13 protein-coding genes are annotated in these 15,135 nt (G+C 70.2%); 3 read left to right on the forward strand and 10 right to left on the reverse strand.

Features of this window, described 5'->3' with window-relative positions; genetic code table 11:
• The 7 genes from LDL49_RS11365 to LDL49_RS11395 all read right to left on the reverse strand — a co-directional run bounded on the left by LDL49_RS11365 (nucleotide 1) and on the right by LDL49_RS11395 (nucleotide 6,343).
• Nucleotides 1-693: a hypothetical protein gene (locus tag LDL49_RS11365; protein WP_225290934.1), complete on the reverse strand. Its 693-nt coding sequence runs from the start codon at nucleotides 691-693 to the stop codon at nucleotides 1-3.
• Nucleotides 690-1,898, reverse strand: coding sequence for an ATP-grasp domain-containing protein (locus LDL49_RS11370; RefSeq protein ID WP_225290935.1), 1,209 nt, complete (start codon nucleotides 1,896-1,898; stop codon nucleotides 690-692). Before LDL49_RS11370 ends, LDL49_RS11365 begins: the two co-directional genes overlap by 4 nt.
• Nucleotides 1,895-2,926: a glycosyltransferase family 2 protein gene (locus LDL49_RS11375; RefSeq protein ID WP_225290936.1), complete on the reverse strand. Its 1,032-nt coding sequence runs from the start codon at nucleotides 2,924-2,926 to the stop codon at nucleotides 1,895-1,897. Before LDL49_RS11375 ends, LDL49_RS11370 begins: the two co-directional genes overlap by 4 nt.
• Nucleotides 2,919-4,139 (reverse strand): phenylacetate--CoA ligase family protein, encoded by a 1,221-nt coding sequence (locus LDL49_RS11380; protein ID WP_225290937.1) that lies wholly within the window; start codon nucleotides 4,137-4,139, stop codon nucleotides 2,919-2,921. The genes LDL49_RS11375 and LDL49_RS11380 overlap by 8 nt, the downstream gene beginning before the upstream one ends.
• A gap of 121 nt (nucleotides 4,140-4,260) precedes the next feature.
• Nucleotides 4,261-4,623 (reverse strand): YybH family protein, encoded by a 363-nt coding sequence (locus tag LDL49_RS11385; protein WP_225290938.1) that lies wholly within the window; start codon nucleotides 4,621-4,623, stop codon nucleotides 4,261-4,263.
• Nucleotides 4,624-5,628, reverse strand: coding sequence for a UDP-glucuronic acid decarboxylase family protein (locus tag LDL49_RS11390; RefSeq protein WP_225290939.1), 1,005 nt, complete (start codon nucleotides 5,626-5,628; stop codon nucleotides 4,624-4,626). It abuts the gene before it with no gap.
• A 343-nt stretch (nucleotides 5,629-5,971) separates the two neighbouring features.
• Entirely contained in the window at nucleotides 5,972-6,343 is a 372-nt protein-coding gene (locus LDL49_RS11395; RefSeq protein WP_225290940.1) for a hypothetical protein, read from the reverse strand.
• A gap of 157 nt (nucleotides 6,344-6,500) precedes the next feature.
• Here LDL49_RS11395 and LDL49_RS11400 point away from each other — a divergent pair, with 157 nt between their 5' ends.
• Genes LDL49_RS11400 through LDL49_RS11410 form a run of 3 tightly spaced genes read left to right on the forward strand, consistent with a single transcriptional unit; the run spans nucleotide 6,501 to nucleotide 8,603 of the window.
• Nucleotides 6,501-7,010: a SigE family RNA polymerase sigma factor gene (locus LDL49_RS11400; protein WP_225290941.1), complete on the forward strand. Its 510-nt coding sequence runs from the start codon at nucleotides 6,501-6,503 to the stop codon at nucleotides 7,008-7,010.
• Nucleotides 7,003-8,178, forward strand: a complete 1,176-nt coding sequence (locus tag LDL49_RS11405; protein WP_225290942.1) for a hypothetical protein — start codon at nucleotides 7,003-7,005, stop codon at nucleotides 8,176-8,178. Before LDL49_RS11400 ends, LDL49_RS11405 begins: the two co-directional genes overlap by 8 nt.
• A 29-nt stretch (nucleotides 8,179-8,207) precedes the next feature.
• A complete protein-coding gene (locus LDL49_RS11410; RefSeq protein ID WP_225290943.1) occupies nucleotides 8,208-8,603 on the forward strand; it encodes a hypothetical protein in 396 nt (131 codons plus the stop codon).
• Here LDL49_RS11410 and LDL49_RS11415 read toward each other — a convergent pair.
• From LDL49_RS11415 to kstD, 3 genes are all read right to left on the reverse strand, one after another.
• The gene (locus LDL49_RS11415) at nucleotides 8,584-9,834 is read right to left on the reverse strand and encodes an MFS transporter (protein ID WP_225290944.1); all 1,251 of its coding nucleotides are present in this window, start codon (nucleotides 9,832-9,834) and stop codon (nucleotides 8,584-8,586) included. The two genes, LDL49_RS11410 and LDL49_RS11415, sit on opposite strands and share 20 nt — an antisense overlap.
• Nucleotides 9,835-10,017: 183 nt before the next feature.
• Nucleotides 10,018-13,158 carry an NACHT domain-containing protein gene (locus LDL49_RS11420; protein ID WP_225290945.1) on the reverse strand — a complete coding sequence of 1,047 codons (3,141 nt, stop codon included), beginning with the start codon at nucleotides 13,156-13,158 and terminating at the stop codon, nucleotides 10,018-10,020.
• 93 nt (nucleotides 13,159-13,251) lie between these two features.
• Nucleotides 13,252-15,021: a 3-oxosteroid 1-dehydrogenase gene (kstD, locus tag LDL49_RS11425; protein ID WP_308016107.1), complete on the reverse strand. Its 1,770-nt coding sequence runs from the start codon at nucleotides 15,019-15,021 to the stop codon at nucleotides 13,252-13,254.
• Nucleotides 15,022-15,135: the final 114 nt, after the last annotated feature.

Genomic DNA, 15,135 nt, shown 5'->3' on the forward strand with positions numbered 1-15,135 from the left:
CTACGCGCTCTCCGTGCGGGTCTGGAGCGCCTTCGGCGTGAGCCTGCGGCCCAGCGACTCCCACCAGCGCTGCGGGCTGAGGAAGATGACGAGCGCCAGCACCACGTGTACGGCGATGAAGGCGTACGCCTCGTACTTGCTCGGCGCGTGGCCGATGAACACGCTCATGTGCGTGGCCCACTCCCACACCTCGGGGATGGTGCTGTACGCGGGATCGACGTGGTTGTTGACCGTCAGGAACGCCAGATCCTCCAGGCCCGACAGCATCAGCAGCAGCATGCCGTAGCCGAGCCTGCGTACCGTCCCCGCCGAGCCGCCGCCCAGCCGGAACGCCATGGCGAGGGAGACGATGATCAACGGGGTCAGGGTGAGGACGTGGTAGTAGAGGTCGTAGTACGCCTCCCTGGTGCCGGCCACCTCGGACCCGAAGAAGAAGATCTTGGGCACGAAGTAGAGGAAGTACACCAGGAACGCCGCCGGGATCGCCAGCACGGGCAGCCGGAGACGCCGGGCCCACTCCACATCGAGCCGGGATATGGCCTCCGTGGCGAGGACGAAGGGCAGCAGCTTCACCAGGAAGATCCACAGCGACTTCACCTGGCGGTCGTGCGGCAGCCCGAACCAGACGAACGCCGCCGCCAGGACGGCCAGCGCCGCGAAGATCAGGAAGCCGAGGTGCTTGCGGGGGATCATTCTGAACCTCTCGTATCAGGCTCGATCACGAACCGGAGGGTGCGCAGTGCTTCGTCCAGAGCCGTTTCCAGCTGCTCACGCGTGTCGGCGACCATGACCAGGTAGCCGAGCTTGTGGCCGGCCTGCGTGTAGGCGCGTACGTGCTCGCCCACCGTCTTGAACACCTGGACGTCGACGACCTCGGGCATCCGCCGGAGCGCCTCCAGGCCCTCGATGGCGGTGAGCACCCCGTCGACGTCGGCGGCCAGGATGCGCAGCACGGCCGTTCTGCGGCGCGAGACGCTGATCCGCAGCGGCTCGCCCAGGGCCAGCCGGATGGCCGCCTCGACGGTGTTCAGCCCGAACGCGTGCTGGACCATCAGCGGCATGCCGTTGCCGCCCAGCCTGGCGCCCATCTCGATGAAGCAGATGTCGCCGCCGGGCGTGAGGACGAAGTCGAAGTTGACCGGCCCGTGCCGGTGGCCGACGGCCGCGCAGATCGCGGCGACCGCCGCGCTCAGCCGCGCGTGCACGTCGTCGTCCAGGTCGGCGGGGACGATGTGGGACAGGCTGATCATCGCCGGTGGTCCGGTGATGGTCCGGTCGGTGACCGCCATGAAGGCGAGCTCGCCGTCGGCGAAGAAGGACTCCACGGCGCAGTGCCGCCCGGCCACCAGCTCCTCGACGATCACCTGCCGGGAGAAGGAGTACTTCCAGGCGTGCTCGATGGCGCCCACCAGCCCGGCGGGACCGTCGAGCACGGTGATGCCCTTGCTGCCCGAGGAGTCGGCCGGCTTGACGATCAGCGGATAGCCCAGGCGGTCCGCCGCGTCGGTGAGCTCGTCGATGCCGTCGTGCTGGGCGTGGCGGTAGGTGGGCAGGCCCAGGCGGCCGACCACCTCGCGGAAGAACCCCTTGTCCACTGAGCAGCGCAGCGCGTCGGGCGCGGGCTGGTGGGCGGTGCGGTAGAGGCGGCTCAGCTCGGCGACCGCCTCCTGGGCCGCGTCGCTGGCCGGCGAGATGACCGCCGCCACGTCGATCGGGCCCAGCGCCTGGGCGATCCCCTCCGGATCCCGGCTGGTCATGCAGAGGAACTGGTCGGCCTCGGCGGCACCCAGGGCGTCCGGGCGCTGGTCCACGCCGATCACCCGGTAGCCGAGCCGGCGGCCCTCGCGGTAGGCGGGGAGCTGGTCCTCGCCGCCGCCGAGCACGATGAGGTTTCTCATGTGACGTTCTCCCAGACCTCGGTGGCGACGTAGGGGGTGTCGTAGCCGTACAGGGCCTCGTCCGCGCGGATCGGGATGTTGGCCTCCCTGATCTGGTAGCGGGGCGCGCCGATCGCCTGGACGCGCATCATCCGGACCAGATAGCGGGCGACCACCGCGAGCGTGACGAGCGTGACCAGGCCGGTGACCAGGCTGGCCTCCGCCAGCTCGGTCGGGCCGAACCGGCCCGCCAGCGCCAGCGCCAGGATGGCCACCCCGATCACCACCATGGCGGTGGCCAGCGCGCTCAGCCAGACCAGCGGCCGGAAGGAGAACCCGACGAAGAGCTCGATCGCGTGGGCGGCCAGCTTGCGCAGGTTCCACTTGCCCTGGCCGTCCAGGCGCGGGCGGTGCGAGGTGGGCAGCGTCGTGTAGCGGGCGCCGAGCAGCGGCGCGGTGGCGATGAAGTACGGCGTGGAGAGCCGGCTGTCCACCACCTTGCGCGCCACGCTGGTCTTGACGATGCGGAACACCGACGCGCCGGGCGGCAGCTCGATGCCCAGCCAGCGGCGGGCGAACGTCTGGTGGCCGCGGGTGCCGAGCCGCCGGTACCAGGCGTCCTGCCGGTTCTCGCGGACCGCGAACACCACGTCGTAGCCCTCGAGTGCCTTGTCCACCAGGCGGTGCATCTCGTGGGGAGGGGACTGGAGATCGGCGTCGAACTGCACGGTCCACGGTTTCGAGGCGTACTTGAACCCGGCGGAGAACGCCGCCTCCAGCCCGAAGTTGCGGGCGAAGGAGAGGTACTTCACCCGGGGGTCCTCGGCGGCGAAGCCCTTGATCGCCTCAAGGGTGCCGTCCGTGCTCCCGTCGTCGACGAAGAGCAGCTCGACATCGTCGTAGGCGGCCAGCTCGGAGCGGATCTCCCGGTACGCCCGCTCGACGCACGCGATCTCGTTGTAACACGGGATCATGGCGGTGATGCCGGGCCTGGGGCGGTTCGCCGCTTTCGTGGCCGGTGGCTTCTCTCTCAGGGTGGAATCAGACATCCGCCGCGGCCCCTTTCTCTGGCGGCGCGGGATTCCCGGAGGGATCGAGCACCTTGACGAGCTTGATCTTGCCGTTGGGTTCCGGGGCGATCTCCTCGACCGGCAGGACGGTGACCTCCTGGCCGGGTACCGCGCGCAGGACCGCGTCCCGGATGTCGGCCGTCACACCCGGACGGGCGTCATGGGCCAGCACCACCCGCACCTCGAGGGACCCCGGCCGGTGCTGGACCAGCTGCATCCGGCTCACCTCGGGGAAGCTCTGCACGGGGAAGGTGATGAAGTCGCCGTAGTAGCGCCTGCCGTCGGCGCCGGCGATCCGGTCCTGACTGCGGCCGATCACCTCCCGCACGATCGGGGTCGTGGCCACCCCGCACGGGCAGTCGTTCGGGCCGATCCGGACCCGGTCGCCGAGCCGGTAGCGGATCAACGGCATCGCCTCGCTGTGCAGGCGGGTGATGAGGATGTCACCTTCGCCGTCCTCCACCGAGACGGTCCCGTCCTCGTGCTCCACCTCCACCACCAGGTCGGCCGAGCGCAGGTGCAGCGCCCCTCGCGGGCAGGTGCGGGCGATGGTGAAGACCTCGACGGAGGCGTACACCTCCCGGTGGGCCGCGCCGAAGTAGTCGAGGATCTGCGCCCGAGCGGTCGGCGACAGCCGCTCGCCGCCGAACAGCACGGTCCGTACGCCCCGATGCCGGACGCCGCGCCGCCGCAGCTCGTCGACGACGCTGCGGATGACGTTGGGGAACCCGATCAGGAAGGTCGGCCGGGCCGCCAGGAACGCCGCCACCTGCTCGTCCAGCGAGCGGCCCGTCGGGATGTGGAAGTTACGCAGGACGCCGAACCGCTCCAGAGGATGGCGCAGGAACGGATTGACGCGGAAGTAGGCGATCCGGTCGGTGGGGCGCAGGCCGTTGGACAGCATGTCCTGGAGGTAGGTCGCGCGCAGGTAACCGAGATCCCGCTCGGAGTTGCGGATCGTGATCGGGATGCCGGAGGAGCCGCTGGTCGTGGCCGCTCGGGTGTTGTCCGGGGTGAAGCCGGTCGCGAGCAGCTCGTCGCCGGCCGTGCCGTGCAGGTCCGTACGGTCCAGCACGGGAAAGTCGGCCAGGTCTCGCGCGCTCTGTAATCGCCGGACCAGCGCGGGGTCGAGCAGCCGCCGGTAGTGGGGGACGTTGTCGTAGGCGTGGCGTACCAGGGTGCGTAACAGCATGGCCTGGAGGCGTAGTTGCTCGGCGTGGTCGAGTCGCTCCCGCCGCCGGATCCGGGCCAGATGATAGGCGACCGGCGCGAGATTGATCGTGGATCGAAGCCTGCTCAGGGGGCCACCTCGCTCAACCGAAGGTGTTCTGGTCGTGCACGAGAAGCCACTGTCCGTCGATTTCGGCGAAGTACAGCGTGAGGTAGTACGACTTCTCGTACGGCCGGCCTTCGGCATCGAGGTCGGCATAAGCGACGGACAGCACCGCCAATGCTGATTCGCCGTAGGTCTCCGTCCGGATGACCGTCGGCCGGAGTGACCAGTCAGGATCGCCGAACCAGGCGGTATGGAACTCGCCGATCGCGTCCTTTCCGGTGAGCAGCTTTCCGTTGGGCAGAATCACCGTGGCGTCCCGGTGGACGGTGGCCATGAATCCGGCCAGGTCACGGGTTTCTATCGCGCGCAAATGCGCGGCGAGCGCCGGTGCGAATTCCATCTAGGACGCCGCGGCGGTGAGGCCGACATGGTCGTTGGCGGGGGCGGCGTCCGTGGCCCGCCATAATTGCGGGTGCTGCCGGAACCAGGCGATGGTGTGCCGCAGCCCTTCCTCGATCGGCGTCCGCGGCTCCCAGCCCAGGCGGGTCCTGGCCAGCGTGATGTCGGGGCGGCGTACGGTCGGGTCGTCCTGGGGCCGTGGCGTGAACTCGATCCCCGACGCCGAGCCGGTGAGCTGCTTGATCCACTCGGCCAGCGCGAGCACGGACAGCTCGTGCGGGTTGCCGATGTTGACCGGGCCGTCCAGGTCCGAGTTGCATAACCGGACGATCCCCTCGATCAGGTCGTCCACATAGCAGATGGACCTGGTCTGGGTGCCGTCACCGGTCACCGTGATCGGCTCGCCGAGCAGCGCCTGGCGGACGAAGGTGGGGATGGCCCGCCCGTCGAACGGCCGCATCCGGGGGCCGAACGTGTTGAAGATCCGCAGGATCGCCGTGTTCACACCGTGGGCCCGGCGGAAGGCCATGGTCATCGCCTCGGCGAACCGCTTGGCCTCGTCGTAGACCCCGCGCGGGCCCACCGGGTTGACGTTGCCCCAGTAGCTCTCCGGCTGCGGGTGGACCAGCGGGTCGCCGTACGTCTCCGAGGTCGAGGCGAGCACGAACCGTGCGCCCTTCTCCCTGGCCAGTTCGAGCGCGTTGAACGTGCCGTTGGAGCCGACGCGCAGCGTGTCGATCGGCAGCCGCAGGTAGTCCGTCGGCGAGGCGGGAGAGGCGAAGTGCAGGACGGCGTCCAGGTCACCGGGGACGACGAGGTGCAGGGACACGTCGGCCCGGACCAGCCGGAACCGCTCCTCGGCCATGAGATGCTCGACGTTGGCCGGCGATCCGGTGAGGAAGTTGTCCACGCAGACGACCTGATAACCATCGGCCAGGAACCGTTCGCACAGATGCGAACCGAGAAAACCGGCACCACCGGTAATGGCCACGGTGGGGCGGATCATAACAGCTTCTCGTGAAGTAGCCTGGTCAGGGCCCCCGAACAGGACACGTTGTATTCCTCCAGCTTACTTGCGCGGCGTAACGCCCGCTGTCTTTATTTCCGGTAATGCGTCGGGCCACGCTGCGTAAGATGTTTAATGCCCCGCTTCGCGATTTCGGGGCGATGCTATGTCGGCCTGCTCGCCAGCGTCAAGACATCTGTCATAGAGGAGCTTTCCGCCCGCCTCCATTCAGTAATCACTCGCTCGCGTTCTGGTCGATCCGTCCAGCGTTGGGGCCATACGGCTCCCGATGGCGGCCTCACGGGGCGCCGCCATCGGGAGCGCCGTCAACCGGCCCGGCGGGTCAGCGGCTGATGCTGGGCGTCTGCCAGGTCGCCCCGGTGTTCATGTCGATCAGCTTCAGGAAGCAGCTGCCCTGGGACCCCACGGCGAAGGTGTAGGTGCGGGTCTCGCCGGCCGAGATGTAGAACGAGCCCTCGTCGCCGAACCAGCGCCCGTTGGCGCAGACGAGGTTGAAGTCCACGTGCGCCGTGCTGCCCGCGACTTTCTGGTAGGAGGCGTCGTATCCGCGCGGGTCGATATTTACGCACAAATACCCGACGCCGGTCGAGGTGCACTGCGACGCGGCCTCGGCGGGGGCCCCGAAGGCCAGCAGGCCGCCCGCCACGGCCAGCGATGAAAGGGTGGCGGTAATGGTGCGACGGGTGAGCTTCATTGCTCTCTCCTATTTCCTGGTCGGGACCGATGGCACGGAATTTAGCAGCTCCCGGGTACGCGTACTTTCCGTTTAATGGGCGGCCCGCGAATTGTGGTGGAAAAAGAAAATAGCGGAGGGACGCAACCTTCCTCCGCCCTTGTGTGTCCTTGTAGGGGTGGAGGATCCGCAGGACGGCGAGACGTCGTTCGAATCATTCGTGGCCGCTCGGCTGGCGGCGCTCTACCGCTACGCCATGGTCCTGACCCACGACCGGCACGACGCCGAGGACCTGGTGCAGGAGGCGCTGACCAGGACGGGGGTGCACTGGCGCAGGATCGTCCGCAAGGACGACCCGGAGGGCTACGTCCGCACGGCGATGCTGCGCATCATGACCAACCGCTGGCGGCGCCCCCGGCGGGAGGTCACCGTGGCCGAGCCGCCCGAGCCCGCCGTGGCGGACCTCGGCCTGGAGGGCCTGCTCGACGACGCGAGCCTCAGGGCGCGGCTCGCCGAGCTGCCTCCGCGCATGCGCGCCGTCCTCGTCCTGCGCTACGTCGAGGAGCGCAGCGAGAAGGAGATCGCCCGCCTGCTGGGCTGCAGCACCGGCACCGTCAAGAGCCAGGCGTCACGGGCGCTGGCGAAGCTGCGCACCGCTCTCGATACTCAGGAGGTCGATCATGGATGACGTAGAGTCGCGGCTCGGCGATGTGCTGGGCGACCCCGGCCGGACGGATCCGCCCGAGGGCCTCGCCGGCCGCGTCCACCGGGGCGTCGCGGTCAGGCGGAGGCGCCGCCGGGCGCTGGCGTACGCCGCGGCGGCGTGCGCGGTCGTGCTGGCGGTGGGTGTGCCGGTGGGATGGCGGCAGATCGGGGGAGGGGACCAGACGGTCGCCAACTCCATCGACGGGCTTGAGGACCTGGTCGACCTACCTGGTTCGGTCGCCTTGCAGAAGGAGACCGAGGACGCCGGTGACTTCTTTCCCGAGGCGCTGGGCGAGGACGGGTCCGTGCTGGGCAGGTCGGACAAGGCGAAGAGGGTGTGGGAGACGGGACCGGAAGGTGGCCCGCTGCGCGCGCTGAACATTGACGCGGGCGCGACACCGGCCACCGGATCGGGTATCCGCGCATGGCCGGGGACCAATATCGTCGCCCCGCTCTACTGCCAGGACCAGAACGGCACAACACCGGTCATGCCGTTGAACCTGGTCGGATCGCCGTTCTGGGTCAGCGGAGGGACGATCGTCGGCAGTGACCCGCAGATGCGGCCGTGGACGGCCAAGGGCTGCACCCAGGGAGCCCCGGTGTCCGGCGTCTCCGGCGAGGCGGTCGCGTTCTCCTATCCCGACCTGTTCGTGGCCGACCCCTTCGATGCCAACGGCCTGCGCCAGGTGGACGTCGAGTCGGGGGCGGTGGCCGCCCAGCGCCCCCTCCCAGAGGGGGTGAACGTCCGGGCGGTCGGTGCGGAGCGGTGGCAGCTCTGGCTGGCCGCGGCCAACCGTGACACCTTCGCCTGGGTCGTCGACGGCGTGCTCAGAACGGCGGACCGCGCCGACTGGCGGGTCACCGAGGGCCCGCGGGTCGGCCGGGCGGTGGAGTTCAACTGGGGCTTGACCGGGATCTCGAAGGGAAGATCCCAAGCCATGTACGCCCACCTGGGCGCGTACCTCACCGCGGGCAACCGCCTCATCGTGTACACCGGGCACGCCGAGTTCGACGAGAGGCCCGGCTGGCAGTCCGTGGTCTACGACCCACGCAGCGGCCAGTCGTTCGAGTTCCAGGGCGTGGCGTACGCGGCCGGCGACTGGCTCCTGTGGAACGACGGCACCACCTACCGCCTGGCGCGGGTCCGTTGATCAGACGCATCGGGGTGACGATCTTGGTCGTGGCGCTCCCCACGGCCGTCAACCTGGCGGACGACGGGCTCACCTGGATCTGGACCCGATCCCTGCCGGGGCCCCTGCTCCACGCGATCGCCTGGGCCGGGCTGCTGGACGCGTGGCTGCTGCTCGACCTCCTCGCCGCCGTGGGCGTGCTGGGTGGCGCCGCCGTCGTGGCGGTGGCCGCCCGGCGCCCGGCGGTCGCCGCCACCCTGCTCGGCCTGGTCGCGGCGGTCAGCCTCGCCGCCGTCCCGACCGGGCCCGAGGGATGCCCGTCGCTCTGGTACGGCCTGGCGTACGCGGCGGCACTGGTGACGCTGCCGCGCTCTCGGCCGCGCCGAGACGCGGCCGAGAGCCGCGCCGATCCTCATCCGGCCTCGGTCAGCACTGGTCGAGGTTGATGCCCTTCGTTTCGCGGGCCGTCAGGAAGACCACCAGGCTGATCAGGCACAGGCCCGCGAGATACCAGGGGAACCAACTGGCGTGGCCGCTGTCCGTCAGCCGCTCGATGAGGTGCGGTGACGTGCCACCGAACACTGCCACGGTCAGGGAATAGGGCATCCCCAGGCCCACCGAGCGCACCTGCGTGGGGAACAGCTCCGCCATGGCGGTCGGCGCGACGGAGGCGTAGCAGCCGAACAGCAGCAGCCCGACGGTCATCACGATCGCCAGCGACTCTGGCGCCGAGTTCAGCAGCGTGAACAGCGGCACGATGAGCACCACATAGCCGCCGGCGAAGGCGCACAGCAACGGCTTGCGCCCGATCCGGTCGGACAGAGCGCCGTACAGGGGCAGGACCACGATCATGGCGGACTGCGCGATCACCGACGCCCACAGCGCCGACTTCGCCGGCATACCGAAGTTGTCCTGTACGTAGCTGGGCAGGTAGACGAGGAAGGTGTAGTAGACGACCGTCGCGCCGACGGTGAAACCGACCACGCGAAGTCCGCTGACCGGATGCCTCCGGAGCACCTCCCAGGTGGGCCGGCGCACTCTGAGGTCCCGTCCGGCCAGGTAGGGGCCGGTTTCGTGCAGGGTACGCCGCAACTGGAGGCCATAGACCCCGAACACGGCGCCGATCGCGAACGGCACGCGCCATCCCCATTCGGCCAGGCCGGATTCGCCCAGGACGCTGAAGAGCAGCTCCGCCAGCAAGGTCGCGGTCAGGGGGCCGAGCGTGCCGGTGACGTACGCGAAGCTGGAGTAGAACCCCCGGCGGCCGGGCGGGGCGATCTCGGCGAGATAGGTGGCGGCGGCGGCCATCTCCCCGCCCGTGGACAGCCCCTGCACGATCCTCGCCACCAGCAACAACGCCGGTGCCAGCAGCCCGATCTCCGCGTAGGTGGGACACACCGCCAGGATCAGGCTGCCGCCCGACACCAGGAGCACGGCCAGCGTCATGCCGCCGCGCCGGCCGAACCGGTCGGTGTAGCTACCGAGCAGGATGCCGCCGAGGGGGCGGAAGAGGAAGCCGATCGCGAAGATCATCATGGTTTTGACCTGGGCGAGCGCGGGATCGTCCGCGGGGAAGAACTGGCCGGCGAAGAATATGGAGAAGATCGCGTACGCGTTCCAGTCGAACCATTCCAGCGCGTGGCCGATCGTGGCCGCCACGAGGCCGCGGCGCGACATCGGGCGAAAATGGCCAGCGGTGACGGGGGAATGGCGCATTGTGTCAGTATCACGCGCGGCGTGGGCTTTCTGGGAGGGAATCGCGATCTGTGCGGGGATCGCCGGGGTAATAGGGTGGCCGGGAAAAGCGACATTCCGCGATTTATGGTGACAATATTGGTTATTATGTGTGACACATATCTGTCACACGGTCGCGAGAACAATGGTTTCCGTGGGTGGCGGTTCTCCGTTGGCGCGGCGTTCGAGAAGGGTGATGCCGGCCGCGAGTTCGCGGAAGGTGACGGCGAGCTCGTTGGCGCCGCGGGTGTCGGCCTCGGCGGCCAGGCAGAGGGTCGCCAGCCGCAGCGTCGTCGCGGCGCCTGAGGTGAGCCGCTCACGACGGGTGAACAACGGCACCGCCGCCTCGCGCAGCCCGTCGGCGATCCGGTGCGCCCATGGAGCCGGTGTGCCCGCGTCGAGTGGCCCGAGGATGCTCCTGAGCGCCTCGTCCGCCGTGTGCAGCCTGGTCATCAGCGTGTCCGGTGGCACGACGTACGAGCCGGCCGGGAGGCTGGTCTGCTTGACGAACGCGCGGGCGAACTGGGCGGGCCAGTCGGCGGGCGCCGTGTCCAGGCGCAGGACCCGCGCCAGGGCGTGCGACAGCGCGCGTCCCATGACCCGGTCGAGGGCCCGGTCGAAGGCGTGATCGAGGTCGAGCGCGTGGTCGAGCACGAGGCCGGGGTCGAGCACGACGTCCAGGGCATCGGCCGCCGTCCATCCGCGGCCGGAGTCCGCCGGCCGGGCGCCACTGGGGTCTGCACTCGGGTCGCCGCTGGGGGCCGCGGTCGGGCCGCCGGCGGGGTTCGCGGTCCGGGCGCGGGTGAAGGACGCGGCCAGGGTGTCCGCCATGACGCGGGCGCGTTCGCGGTCGCGTTCGCGGTCGAGGCACTGGCTGAGCGCGCGAACGTCGGCCTCCATCTGGTCGAGGCCGGCCGGATGGGCGAGGCCGAAGGCGTCGCCGATCCCGCGTACGTGGCTGATGGTCCGGCTCAGGTCGAAGGCGTGGTCGAGAACGTGGTCGAGCGCCGGGTCGAAGACGGGAACGAGGTCGAGACCGCGGCGCAGCACGCGGACTCCCACGATGGCGCGCAGCAGGAGCAGGCGGACGAAGGCGGGCATGGAGTGACGGACGTCATCGTTGACGTGACGGATCAGCGTCGCGGCGTCCACCGCGTAGGGCTGCCCGGCGCCGGGAGGCGTCCACAGCCGGGGAGCGCGGTGATCGCCGGGTTCGCTCCAGACGCTCAGCGACGGCGCCCCGGGATTCAGGGAGCGCTGAACCACGGGATTCTCGATCTCGTCGAGGGTCGGCAGCCGATAGACGGGCTCGTTGCCGGTGACTCCGTTGACCCAGTGGACGAAGGCCGCGGCGTCCCCCGCGCGTACCCCGGTGATCGGGTGGTCGCCGCACGGCCCGTACGCGATGGGCTCGATCCTGTCCGGGCCGTCCGGCTCCGGAGCCCGCGTGTCCAGCACGTACAGCCAGTAGATGCCCGCGGTGATCGGCCGGGCGCAGACGCGTCCGCCGGCGCCGGTCCTGGTCAGGTGACGCAGATGGCGGGCGACCAGGACACCGGCCATGAGCCGGCGGCGCTCGGGGTCGGCGTCCGGGGTGAAGGCGGAGCCCAGGAGCCGGTCGAGCCGCCCCCGCAGGGCGGGGTCGAGCTCGCTGCCCTCCTCGGCGCAGTCGAAGGCCAGGGACAGCGCGGTGACGGTGCCCGAGGACAGGCAGGCCGCCACGATCGGGTCGGCGTCCGAGCGGGCGGCGTACAGAAGGGTCGTCTCCCGCCACCACACGTCGTCGACGGCGGCGACCAGGACGTCGGGCCGGCCCTTGTCACGGATGTGCGCGGCGGCCAGGTACTCCTGGAAGGTGTGGTGGGCGAAGGAGTAGACGTCGCTCTCGCGCTCGATGAGCAGGCCGTTCGACCGGACGTCGCACAGGAACTCCTCCGCGGTGAGCCTCGTCGCCATGCGGCGCAGGGCCGGCCGGATCTCGGCCAGCACGGCGGTGCCCGGCAGGTCGCGGACGCGGCGTTGCATCATCGCGTGCGCGACCCGGCGCAGCAGCACCTCCTTCTTGTCGCCGCTCAGCTCGAGCGGGAGCTTCTTGGCCTTCTGCCGCCGCCAGAGCATCACCTGGCAGATCTCGCTGTAGAGGCGCTCGCGGCTCTCCGGCAGGGCGCCCGGGTGACGATGGACGTTGGCGATCATCGTCAGCAGCAGCGGGTTGATCGTCAGCTCGTACAGCTCGGGGGTGTGGTTGAGCCGGTCGAGCAGGTCGTCGGCCGCGGCCTCGGCGAGCCGCCGCGCGTCCTCGCCCGCCTCGCCGTGCTTCTCGACGGCGGCGTACCAGCCCCGGACGAACCGGTTGACCTGCTCGTCGGTGAAACCGCACACCTGGAGGACCGTCGCGCCGTCGACCCGGGCCGAGAGGTAGCCCCGGGGTCGTGAGGTGATCGCGTAGTCGTTCCTGGGGTAGCGCCTGATCTGGGTCTCCACCCAGTCGGCGACGCTCCTGCGGTCGTCCTGGCCGGCGATCTCGTCCAGGCCGTCGAGCATGACGACGCAGTCGCCGTCGCGCAGCTTCTCCTCGAACCAGCCGGCCGGCTCCTTGACGCCCGGTGCCACCGTGTTCCGTACGAGCTGCGGCAGCGTGACCGTCGGGGCCGCGACGATCTCGGCGGCGTGGTCGCGCAGGTAGAGCAGGATCGGCACGCTACGCCGCCGGCCCCGCCCGGCCCGGCAGATCTGCTGGGCGGTGTGGCGCAGCAGGGTGCTCTTCCCGCTGCCCGGAACGCCGACGATCGCCAGCACCACGGGGCGCCGCCGGTCGAGGAAGTCGCCGATCGAATGGCGGTCGGTCACCTCGGCGGGCAGCTGGGCGAGCACGTCCTGGCGTACTTCACGCGGCGCCCGGTAGGCCAGGCTCACATCGACGAAGACCTCGTCCAGCTCGGGGGTGTAGTAGCCGATGGTCGGCAGCCCCTTGAGATCGATGTAGCGGAGGCTGCCCAGCAGGGACTCCCGGTAGCGCTTGTCGAACCGGGAGACGCGCCGCCCCACGGCCCGGTCGAGGCCGTCGACGATCCGCTGCCGCCAGCGCTCCACCACCTGTCCGGCGATCTGCCCGGCGAAGAGCGCGAGCGCGAGCAGGCCCTCGTAGAGCGCGAGCAGGATGCCGGTGACCACCGGGTCGTCCCAGATCCGCGGCCCCCACGCGGCCACCGCCACCGACGGGGGAACGATGGCCGCCAGGAGCCACCTGACGAGCTTGCCGACCATCCGCCCATCGTTCACCGGCGACGGCGGCCACGTCCGGATCTCTACGGAAGGTGATCGGAATCTATCCCCGTGTGACTGGGGCGCCGCCTCCGCTCAGATGTCGTTCGCCGCCACGTAGCCGAACGTCATGGCCGGTCCGATGGTCGAGCCGGCGCCGGCGTAGCTGTGGCCCATGACGGCGCCGCTGGCGTTGCCGGCCGCGTACAGCCCGGGGATGACCGAGCCGTCCGCCCGGAGCACCCGCGCCCGCGCGTCCGTACGCATCCCGCCCTTGGTGCCCAGGTCGCCCGGGACGATCTTGAACGCGTAGAAGGGCGCCAGCCACAGGGGCGCCAGGCAGGGGTTGGGCTTGACGACCGGGTCGGCGTAGTAGCGGTCATAGACACTGTCGCCACGATGGAAGTCGGTGTCCCTGCCGCTCGCCGCGAAACCGTTGAACCGGGTGACCGTGCCGCGCAGTGCCGCCGCCGGGACGCCGATCTTCTGTGCCAGCTGCTCTATCGTCCACGCCTGGAAGGCGGCGCCGCTGTCGTACCAGGATTGGGGGAAGGGCAGCAGCGGGGCGATGTCCTTGAACAGGTAGCGGTTGCGGTAGTTCTGGTCGACGATCAGCCAGGCGGGGATGTGCGGTGAGGCCGCCGTGTTGCGGTCGTACATGACGTGCACCACGTCGCTGTACGGTGCCGCCTCGTTGACGAAGCGCTCGCCCTTGCCGTTGACCAGGATGCAGCCGGGCAGCGTCCGTTCGGCAAGGCAGAAGTACGGCTCGCCGGGCAGCGGGATCGCCGGTCCCCACCACGCGTCGTCCATCAGGTCGAGGGCGGCCCCGGCCCGTTCGCCCGCCTCGATGCCGTCGCCGGTGTTCTCCTTGGCGCCGACCGTCCAGCCGGTCCCGATGGGCTGCCGCTGGAACTCCGCGCGCATCGCCGCGCTGTGCTCGAACCCGCCCGAGCCGACGATGACCCCGCGGCGGGCCTTGATCAGCGTCTGTACGCCGTTCCGCGTCACGACCACGCCGGTGACGCGGCCGCCTTCGACGCGCAGGTCGAGCAGCGGGGTGTTCAGCCATACCGGTACGTTCGCCGCGAGCAGCCCGGCGCGCAGGCTCGCCGCCAGGGACTGGCCCATGGTGAGCGGCTTCTCGCCGCGCAGCGCGGCCGCGGTGCCTCTGGCCAGGCACGCGGCGCTCACCTCCAGGCCCTTCGGGTTGACCGCGGTGAGGTTCAGCCACTTGTAGTCGGCGCTGAAGACGACCAGGCCGGCCGGGGTGGGGATGTACGGCGGGTTCAGGTGGGCGAGCTCGGCGCCGAGGATGTGCCCGTCGATCTGGTCGGGCTCGATGGAGCGGCCGTTCGGCATGCCGCCGGGGTACTCCGGATAGTAGTCGGCGTAGCCCTCCATCCACCGGAAGCGCAGCGGGCTGTTCCGCATCACGAACGAGATCATGGCCGGGCCGTTCGCCAGGAAGGCCTGCTGCCGCGCGAGGGGCACCGTGTCGCCGACGACGCGGGAGAGGTACTGGGCGGCCTTGGCCGGGGTGTCCGGGACTCCGGCGGCCAGGATCACCTCGTTGTTCGGGATCCAGATCCCGGCGCCGGACCGGGCCGCCGACCCGCCGAACGTCGGCGCCTTCTCGACCACCACGCACTGCAGGCCGCGCTTGGCCGCGGTGAGCGCGGCGGTCATCCCGGCCGCGCCCGATCCGACGACGACCACGTCGTACTCGATGTCGGCGGCGTACGCGGGGGTGCGGCCCAGGGCCGCCTCGGTCATGAGGACCCCGCCGGCGACGGCGGCGCCGCGCAGCACGGTGCGGCGGCTAAGTCCTTCTGCGGGGGGTGTCGCGGGCGTCGAATCGGCCATGGTGGATCGGATCCCTTCAACGTGCGTGCGCTGCGGGCAGCACAGGTGGTCGGAGGAACAACCGTGGTGGCACCTCGCGCCGGTGCGACGTTACGGAAGAGCTGGGGGATGTGG

It is taken from the genome of Nonomuraea aurantiaca, from assembly GCF_020215705.1.
Lineage (GTDB): Bacteria > Actinomycetota > Actinomycetes > Streptosporangiales > Streptosporangiaceae > Nonomuraea > Nonomuraea aurantiaca.